The following is an 8,165-nucleotide window of genomic DNA, read 5'->3' as shown; positions in this document are numbered from 1 at the left end:
GTTCTAAGATTGCCATTTGAAAAATCTCATTACGTTTTTTCTCACCGCCAGAAAAACCTTGATTCACGGCACGTTCCATAAGTTTTTTATCAATTTGAACAAGATTCATTTTTTCTTTGGCGAGTTTTAAAAATTCAATAGCATCAAGTTCTGGGAGTCCTTTGTGTTTACGTACGGCATTAAGTGCCGCTTTAAGAAAATATGTATTCCCCACACCTGGAATCTCAATGGGATATTGAAACGCAAGAAAAACTCCTTCACGGGCGCGCTCTTCAGGTGAAAGATCAAGTAGTGTTTTGCCTTGATATAAAATGTCGCCTTTGGTGATTTCAAAAACTTCACGGCCTGCTAAAACACCAGCAAGTGTACTTTTTCCGGAACCATTGGGGCCCATGATGGCGTGAACTTCGCCAGGCTTAACTTCTAAATTGAGCCCTTTGAGAATGTCTTTGCCTGGAACTTTTGCATGCAAATCTTTAATTGATAAAAGTGAATTAACCAACGGAACCCTCCAAACTGACTCCCAAGAGTTTTTGTGCTTCAACAGCGAACTCCATGGGCAACTTCTTAAAAACATCTTTACAAAAACCATTTACAATCATGTTTACAGCGTCTTCTTCAGATAATCCGCGTTGTTTACAATAGAAAATCTGATCCTCACCAATTTTTGAGGTCGATGCTTCATGCTCAACTTGTGACGAAGTGTTTTTAACTTCGATATATGGAAATGTGTGAGCCCCACATTTATCACCTAATAATAGTGAATCACATTGAGAGTAATTTCTTGATCCTGTGGCATTCTTGCCGATTTGAACAAGGCCACGATAGGTGTTTTGTCCTTTTCCGGCAGAGATTCCTTTTGAAATGATGGTGCTCTTAGTATTTTTCCCAAGATGAATCATCTTCGTACCTGTATCTGCTTGTTGGTGATTATTGGTAAGGGCCACTGAGTAGAACTCACCAATAGAATTATCACCTTGTAATATTACGCTTGGATATTTCCAGGTAATAGCAGAGCCCGTTTCTACTTGGGTCCATGAAATTTTTGAATTTGTACCTTTGCATTTTCCGCGCTTGGTAACAAAATTATAAATTCCACCTTTACCTTCTTTATCCCCTGGGTACCAATTTTGAACTGTTGCGTATTTAATCTGGGCATTATCCATGGCAACTAGCTCAACAACTGCTGCGTGTAATTGATTTTTATCACGGCGAGGGGCTGTGCAACCTTCAAGGTAACTCACGTGACTACCTTCTTCGGCAACAATGAGTGTTCTTTCAAATTGGCCTGTGTCAGCTGCGTTGATTCTAAAATATGTTGAGAGTTCCATTGGGCTTCGAACGCCTTTAGGAATGTAACAAAAAGAGCCATCACTAAAAACCGCAGAGTTTAGTGCTGCAAAATAGTTATCTGTATAGGGAACAATAGTGCCGAGATATTTTTTAATAAGTTCTGGATGATTATGAACTGCTTCTGAAAAAGAACAGAAAATAATACCCAATTCACCAAGCTTTGCTTTAAATGTGGTCGCGACAGAAACGCTATCAACAACGGCATCGACAGCTACACCTGAAAGTCGTTTTTGTTCATCAAGTGAAATTCCAAGTTTGTCAAACATGGTACGAAGTTCAGGGTCAACTTCGTCAAGACTTTTGAGAGTTTCTTTTTTCTTTGGAGCTGAATAATAAATGACGTCTTGATAATTAATTGCCGGGTAGTGAACGTGTTGCCATTTGGGTTCGGTCAGGGTGAGCCAATGGCGATAGGCTTTTAAGCGCCACTCAAGCATGAATTCGGGTTCATTTTTCTTTGCAGAAATAAGTTTAACAACATCTTCACTTAAACCTTTAGCAATGGATTCTTGTTCGATATCAGTAACAAAACCATATTGGTATTCACGGTCAGTAAGATCTTTGATGGCTTGAGGGGTACTTGGTTTCATTGATTTATCTCCTGAGGAGCACTTTGACTAGTTGTCTTTTGATGAGAAGAAGTCATATCAGCGAGTGTAAGGCCTTCGAGTGCTTTAAGTACGACAGAATTAATTTTTTTCCAACTTCCTTTAACGGGGCAGTGATTTTCAATTTCACAATCACCATGCTTAGTTGTGCTCGTACAATCAGTGAGTGCCACTGGGCCTTCAAGTAAATTTATAATGCTCGCTACTGTGATTGTTACTGGAGGGTGGGTGAGTGTGTACCCGCCGTTGATACCACGTTGTGATTCTAATATTTCACCACGGCAAAGTGTTTTTAAAAGTTTTCCTACAGTAGGTAATGGGACTCCTGACTTTTCAGAAAGCTCTCGAGCGGTGAGAGATGTGCCATTAGGGTTTTTTGCAAAATGCGTGAGTAGCACAATGCCGTAATCTGTGAGTTTACTCATTCTTAACATGTGTTCTCCTAAACAGGACGAATATGGTGCTATTTAGATTTGAAGTCAAGATTCATAATGCCCTGCAACGTTTTTAGTGCCCGTAAAGCTTGGGTCACAATAACTCTATTATGTGACAAATAGTCTAATAATAATAAGTAGATGCGAGATATTCGAAATGCTTTTTGGCAACTCCTTTGCAATGTGGATATGGGAAATTTGTAATGTCTTAAACTAATAAGGAGATTTATATGAAACCTATACTATTACTAAATGCAGCACTGGTGCTTACACTTTGCGTTGGATGTACGCGTAATCGCGATACTGACAAACAAGTTCGTACTGATGCAACCGATACCACCACTACGGCTACAACAGATACAAGTACAACAACTCAGCCTGGAGTAACCGTTACAGATACAACAACTCAACCTGGTGCAACTGGTTTCAGCAATACCACCAATACCACCGATGTTAAGCGTGATACCGCTGCAGCCGGTGCAAACGCAAATACCGATGCTGCTCCAAACATAAACACGGGTATAACGCCTGGAAATGAAATGGGTGCCATTTCAAAGGGCTCAGGACATATTGAAAAAGATTTTTCTGCAAACATGCAAAAGCGTGTGAGCTCCCTTGATTATCGTATTGGTCAATTGAAGAGTCGTGCAAATCAAAGAAGTGGTGATCGCAAAGTTGATTTAATTCAGATTGATCAAAAAAGAAGCGATCTAAGCTCAATGTTAACTGATCTTGAAAAGCGAAACACTCAGGGTGGTGACTGGGAAGCTACAAAAGTTAATTTAGCTAAAGCTGTAGGTAGTTTAGAGAGTGAACTCAGTCGCGCTGAGAAAAAATTGAAGTAATCTTAGTATATTTTTGAGAGGCCGCTATGTGTGTCATAGAGATACCCATAGCGGTTTTGTATTTGACATAGGTAAGTGTGAAGAGAAAGATCTAGTAAGCCGTATTTGCGATTTTAACATTTGAGGGGGAATTATGATTCGATTACTCAGCAGTCTTCTCTTGGTCATAGCGAGTGTTTTTATTTCTAACGACGCAGGTTATGCCGTCAGCAGCGATGCACGTTATTTCGCAATTCCAAAAGAGAATATGAAATTCTTAGGAACAAATTTTAATAAGTCTAATAAAGCCATCGATGAATTTAACGGATATGTGCTTGTAAAGTTAGTACCCTTTGAAGTTGAAACACTTTCTCAACAAATGCATCATGCAAAAGCAATATGCGGTGGATTCCAAGATATTCAAGTTCAGATGGAGACCCACGGTATTTCAGCTCGAGAAGCATTAGAATGGGTTGGAAGAAGACCCTTAAATACTTCGCAATTCGATAAATTTGAACCGAGTAACCCACATACAGCTAAACAATTGATGACTTCAATTAATCTTGAACGATTCATTGGCGCATTAACCACATTTTCTGGATTTCCGGATCGTAGTTCACGGGGAGATCTTGGAGTTAAAGCTTCGCAGTGGCTCGTAGATGTAACTAAAAAATTAGCCTTAGCTCACGGGCGCTCTGAAATCACAGTGACATCCATTTCTACTGGAGGTTGGTTTTTACAGCCATCTGTTTTAGTTAAAGTTCCAGGAACAGATTCTACTTTGCCCGGGATTCTCATCGGTGGCCACATGGATACATTTCAAAACAATAAGCCCGGTGCCGATGATGATGGTTCAGGAAGTATGACAGTCATGGAAATTTACAATGCCATCTTAGATACAAAGGTTCGTTTTAAACGCGATATCTATTTTGCCTATTATGCAGCAGAAGAATATGGCCTTCATGGTTCACAAATCATTGCCGCTCAGTTTAAAAAGCAAAATATCGCTTTAAGAGCTGTTATGCAGTTTGACATGACTGGATATAAATCACCCCAAGATACACAGAGTATTTATTTTGTGAATGATTATGTTGACGTAAATTTGACGACATTTCTTAAAAAGATTACTGAAAAGTATCTACAAATTCCCGCACATTTAATTGGCGACACAAAGTGTGGGTATGCTTGCAGCGATCACGCTTCATGGACTCAACAAGGATATTCAGCATCTTTTCCTTTTGAATCTTCATTTAGTAATTACAATAGTACCATTCACACAGGTGCCGATAAAATCGCACTTATAACTCCTGCACATGCACTCAAATATCTTTTATTAGGAGCTGTATTTGTAGCAGAAACGGCAGATCCGCTTTAATTTTTGGTGATATGTAAGACCCAATCTTTTGTATTGGGTGAGCTCAGGTTATGGACCCCAGAGGAGTGTTGGAAGTTGACAGTACCAACAAATCCGCCATTGATGGGGTCCCACCAAGTTTTTTTGTAAGAACCTGCTGGAAGTTCAAAAGTTTTGGCCCCACCTGATGGGTAATAACACATATATTCTTTTCCCTCTTGAATCATACAAAAGCCTGACGGTGAAACTGCATTGTTAGGGCCAGAGTGAACAAAATCCCAACGACTTAATGCTAAAAACTGATTGATGTTATCGACGGTTTCCCAGGGCTTTGATGATGGAAGTGTGTCTTCAATATGAAAATGGCCACCACCAGAAACAATAAGCCAACTCATTTTTCGCAGAATTTCTGGGTCAGCAAGATCATTCGCGAATTCATCAACGTTGACAGGTTTGTTTGAACCCCAGTGGCTGGTGACATATTCGTTGAGTAACTCTGGGCGTCTCTCGGGTTCTTTGCCGAAGTGTACGTTCACAATATCAACTGAAGGGATATTGTAAAATAATTCAAGATCGTCATCAAGACTGCTGTGTGAAACAAGTCTTTGCATAGTTGGGTATTTATTGCGCATATAATTTTTAACAAATTGAGCATAATGATCTCCAAAATCAGGATCATTATTTTCCCAGTGTTCATTCTCAATTTCGTAAATGACATTATACTTAATTGTTTCATCGATCATTTTCATGATGTAGCGTTCTTGTTGTTCGCGCAGTTTTGGACGTGTTTTATATTGATAAAATTCTGGAGTTCCGTCAGCTGTTGCAATGGGTGTTTCAAGACCGTTGATATTATTATCTGAGGCCCAGGCATTACTCTCCCAGCGGGTGAATGCTGCAGGTGACATTCCACAACGTTCAAAAAGCATGATTTCTGAAACGATTTTTGCATCAGTTGCTTTTTTAAGTGCATCAGTCATGCGCGTCCAATACTGAGTATCCCATTTATTGAAATCGATTTTATTTCCACCCATGGGTGCTCCACCCACTGAACTTCGTGCCCATGGCCAAATTGCATTTGTCCCAGCCCAGGGAAGAAGATGCCAAATGCGGGCATAACGTGATGTGTGGCTTTTAATCAGCGCTAAATCGCTATTGTAATCATGAGATAAGTCAGACGGTACGATGTTAAAAAATGAGGCGGCTAATACGGCTTCGCCCGTTGCGATATCTTGAAAAAATCGTGGATTATCAGGATGCAGTCTCAAGCCAACACCATTTGAAGTTGTACCAGCAGGCGGGGGCGTAGGGCTTGTTGCAGGCGGTGATTGTTTAAAGGTTGAAGATTTAATTGCTTCTTCAAGTGGTAGGTTATTTTGGGTGCAAGATATAATTGTAGATAGACTGAAAAATATAACTAAAAACTTCATTAGAATTGCCCCCACAGCTTTTGTATCTTTTTCTATTTTCTCACATTGAATCGAAGAGTTGGAGAGTTAGTTGAAACTATGTTTAGAGAGGAGTGAGTAACTTTTAGACGTAATTTTCAAAATTATATTACCTTTAAAATTTTGTTAAAAAATTAGGCAAAAGACCTAAAATTTCTTGCGGTGATTCAAACTTCAGCTTATCGTGCAGAACAGAAAACATAATGACTCTATTAACTAACGAATGGACGAACAATGACGACTCCAACAAAAAACTACAAACTCACTTTCAAGCCAAGTAATGTCATCATTGATGTTGATCCGGCAAAAGTTCCCTATAGTGAAACCGGTTTGCCTGGGAGCATTCTTGAAATTGCGTTAGGTAACGGAGTCGATTTAGAGCATGTTTGTGGTGGAAATATTGCCTGCTCTACATGTCATGTTATTGTTAAATCAGGTCTAGAATCATGCACACCCATTACACCAGAAGAACAAGAACAACTTGATATGGCTAGCGGATACACCGTTGGTTCAAGGCTTTCATGTCAATGTGTGCCCGATGGTTCAAAAGATATTGTTGTTGAAATTTCTTAACTTAGGGCTTGAGATAATCAGGACTTCTCATGATATCAAACCCTGAGCCATTATTTCTCAAGCGATAATCATAAGTGATAACACTTTGATCTACTCGAGTTTCGTTATACGGATTAATCGTATTAGCCGGTAGTCTGAATTCTCCAGTGCTTCCAGAAACAATTTCAGAACAATTTTTTTGAATTTCAAAGAGTTGTGGAACGCGCCTTGTGCCTTCATGGGGAGTGGTGTTGAGTATGCTTTCTTAATCAGAGCCTGTTCCACCGAGAAGACTTAAATTGCGAGTTATAATTCCACCATTAATTAAAATGTTACCACCACTTGTAATTACGCCACCGATTGATTTTTGTGCGTACAAGGCGGCATCGATTCGAGCCACTGAGCCAAAACCTACGCGGAAGTTTTTGCCTGTTCCACAAACTTGAGTGGGTAATTCATATTCTGGTTTTAAGCGAGCTAGGTAATTGGGATCCATCTGAAATACTTTTGAGCGCTCAGCTGTTGAAGCAAAACCCATTGATTCCATTGCATCCAGGAAGTTTTTTGTACCTTCCATGCGTGTTCGATTAACAGCGAACCATTGTCCATTGGTATCAAGTGTGCTGGTTTGACTCGTAATACTTTGAATGCGTGTGTGACTGTAGTAACTATCGTACGCGTAATTATTATTGTCACGATTAACGATATAATTTCGAAGGCGAGTATCAGGTGGTAATTGTACAGTTCTAAAGTTGATACCTGCGGGCATAACACCGGGGTCACCGATGATGATGTTTTCACCAGATGCTAATCGTAATGCATTATCACCGTTATTAATTGACTGAAGTGCTTTTGCATCTGCTTTTGAGACATCTTGACGAAAGCTAGCAAAGAGACTGGCGTTGTTTACCACTGTGATGTCATCAGGTATGAAGATACTTCCGCTAACATAAATTGTACCGATACCTGTGAAACTTCCGTGGATGATAAGATCTCCGTCGATAAAGACTTCGCCTTCAACTTTAAGTGCTTGTGCTCGACCATCTAAAATCACATTTCCTACAACGTCTTTGTGAATGCGTAGAGTAGAACCTTGCCAGATTTTTCCTTTAACCGAATTTTTAATTTTGCTGGCTTTAAATTCTGTGAATGCAAGTGGTGTTGGGCCATTATTTAGGCCATCTTTGATACTAAAATTTCTGCTTTGTGTTTGATCAACAGCTACGCTAACAGTTGTATTGTTATTGCCGTCAATTCTTTCAAGTAGATTATGCGTTGGATCAGTTACGTTATTTGAAAACATTCCCGTAAAGCTATTATATGTTTGGCGCGTAATTATTTGGTTTGCCAAGACATTACCAAAAATCGTTCCTTTTGAGTTTTCATGTAAACTAAATGGTGAGCTATCTGTCGATGCTATATCACCATAAACACTTAAGTGACAAATCACACAACGAGTTTGATTTGTAACCATGCCAAAGTTCATTAGCGAAGGCCCTGGTGTTGGTGTTGGTGTTGGTGTTGGTGTTGGTGTTGGTGTTGGTGTTGGTGTTGGAGTTGGTGTTGGTGTTGGTGTTGGTGTTGGTGTTGGT

At 39.7% G+C, this 8,165-nt stretch carries 8 protein-coding genes; 3 read left to right on the top strand and 5 right to left on the bottom strand.

Annotation, left to right across the window (positions count from 1 at the left end):
* From sufC to SGI74_14650, 3 genes are all read right to left on the bottom strand, one after another.
* Window positions 1-502, bottom strand: a 502-nt coding sequence (gene sufC, locus SGI74_14660) for a Fe-S cluster assembly ATPase SufC (GenBank protein MDZ4678735.1), incomplete at its 3' end; no start/stop codon positions are given.
* The gene (sufB, locus tag SGI74_14655; protein ID MDZ4678734.1) at window positions 495-1,943 is read right to left on the bottom strand and encodes a Fe-S cluster assembly protein SufB; all 1,449 of its coding nucleotides are present in this window, start codon (window positions 1,941-1,943) and stop codon (window positions 495-497) included. The genes sufC and sufB, both read right to left, overlap by 8 nt.
* Window positions 1,940-2,386 carry an SUF system Fe-S cluster assembly regulator gene (locus SGI74_14650; protein ID MDZ4678733.1) on the bottom strand — a complete coding sequence of 149 codons (447 nt, stop codon included), beginning with the start codon at window positions 2,384-2,386 and terminating at the stop codon, window positions 1,940-1,942. Before SGI74_14650 ends, sufB begins: the two co-directional genes overlap by 4 nt.
* A 239-nt stretch (window positions 2,387-2,625) precedes the next feature.
* Between SGI74_14650 and SGI74_14645 the strand changes: the two genes are divergently transcribed.
* On the top strand, window positions 2,626-3,240 hold the full coding sequence (locus SGI74_14645) for a hypothetical protein (GenBank protein ID MDZ4678732.1): 615 nt from the start codon (window positions 2,626-2,628) through the stop codon (window positions 3,238-3,240).
* Between the two features lie 133 nt (window positions 3,241-3,373).
* A complete protein-coding gene (locus SGI74_14640) occupies window positions 3,374-4,594 on the top strand; it encodes a M28 family peptidase (protein ID MDZ4678731.1) in 1,221 nt (406 codons plus the stop codon).
* Here the strand turns inward: SGI74_14640 and SGI74_14635 are convergent.
* Window positions 4,591-6,003 (bottom strand): hypothetical protein, encoded by a 1,413-nt coding sequence (locus SGI74_14635; GenBank protein ID MDZ4678730.1) that lies wholly within the window; start codon window positions 6,001-6,003, stop codon window positions 4,591-4,593. The genes SGI74_14640 and SGI74_14635 overlap by 4 nt on opposite strands.
* Window positions 6,004-6,255: 252 nt before the next feature.
* Here SGI74_14635 and SGI74_14630 point away from each other — a divergent pair, with 252 nt between their 5' ends.
* Window positions 6,256-6,594: a 2Fe-2S iron-sulfur cluster-binding protein gene (locus SGI74_14630; GenBank protein MDZ4678729.1), complete on the top strand. Its 339-nt coding sequence runs from the start codon at window positions 6,256-6,258 to the stop codon at window positions 6,592-6,594.
* A gap of 244 nt (window positions 6,595-6,838) precedes the next feature.
* On the opposite strand, the gene SGI74_14625 is transcribed toward SGI74_14630, so the two are convergent.
* Window positions 6,839-8,047, bottom strand: a complete 1,209-nt coding sequence (locus tag SGI74_14625; GenBank protein ID MDZ4678728.1) for a hypothetical protein — start codon at window positions 8,045-8,047, stop codon at window positions 6,839-6,841.
* Between the last annotated feature and the right edge of the window lie 118 nt (window positions 8,048-8,165).

It is taken from the genome of Oligoflexia bacterium, assembly GCA_034439615.1.
Taxonomy (GTDB): Bacteria; Bdellovibrionota; Bdellovibrionia; order JABDDW01; family JABDDW01; genus JAWXAT01.
The sequence above is the reverse complement of the archived record's forward strand: the minus strand, read 5'-3'. Positions and strand labels throughout refer to the sequence as shown.

Coding starts and splice junctions, on each gene's coding strand:
- SGI74_14625 (MDZ4678728.1), bottom strand. CDS start 8,047: ATGGTTACAAATCAAACTCGTTGTGTGATTTGTCACTTAAGTGTTTAT.
- SGI74_14650 (MDZ4678733.1), bottom strand. CDS start 2,386: ATGAGTAAACTCACAGATTACGGCATTGTGCTACTCACGCATTTTGCA.
- SGI74_14645 (MDZ4678732.1), top strand. CDS start 2,626: ATGAAACCTATACTATTACTAAATGCAGCACTGGTGCTTACACTTTGC.
- sufB (MDZ4678734.1), bottom strand. CDS start 1,943: ATGAAACCAAGTACCCCTCAAGCCATCAAAGATCTTACTGACCGTGAA.
- SGI74_14635 (MDZ4678730.1), bottom strand. CDS start 6,003: ATGAAGTTTTTAGTTATATTTTTCAGTCTATCTACAATTATATCTTGC.
- SGI74_14630 (MDZ4678729.1), top strand. CDS start 6,256: ATGACGACTCCAACAAAAAACTACAAACTCACTTTCAAGCCAAGTAAT.
- SGI74_14640 (MDZ4678731.1), top strand. CDS start 3,374: ATGATTCGATTACTCAGCAGTCTTCTCTTGGTCATAGCGAGTGTTTTT.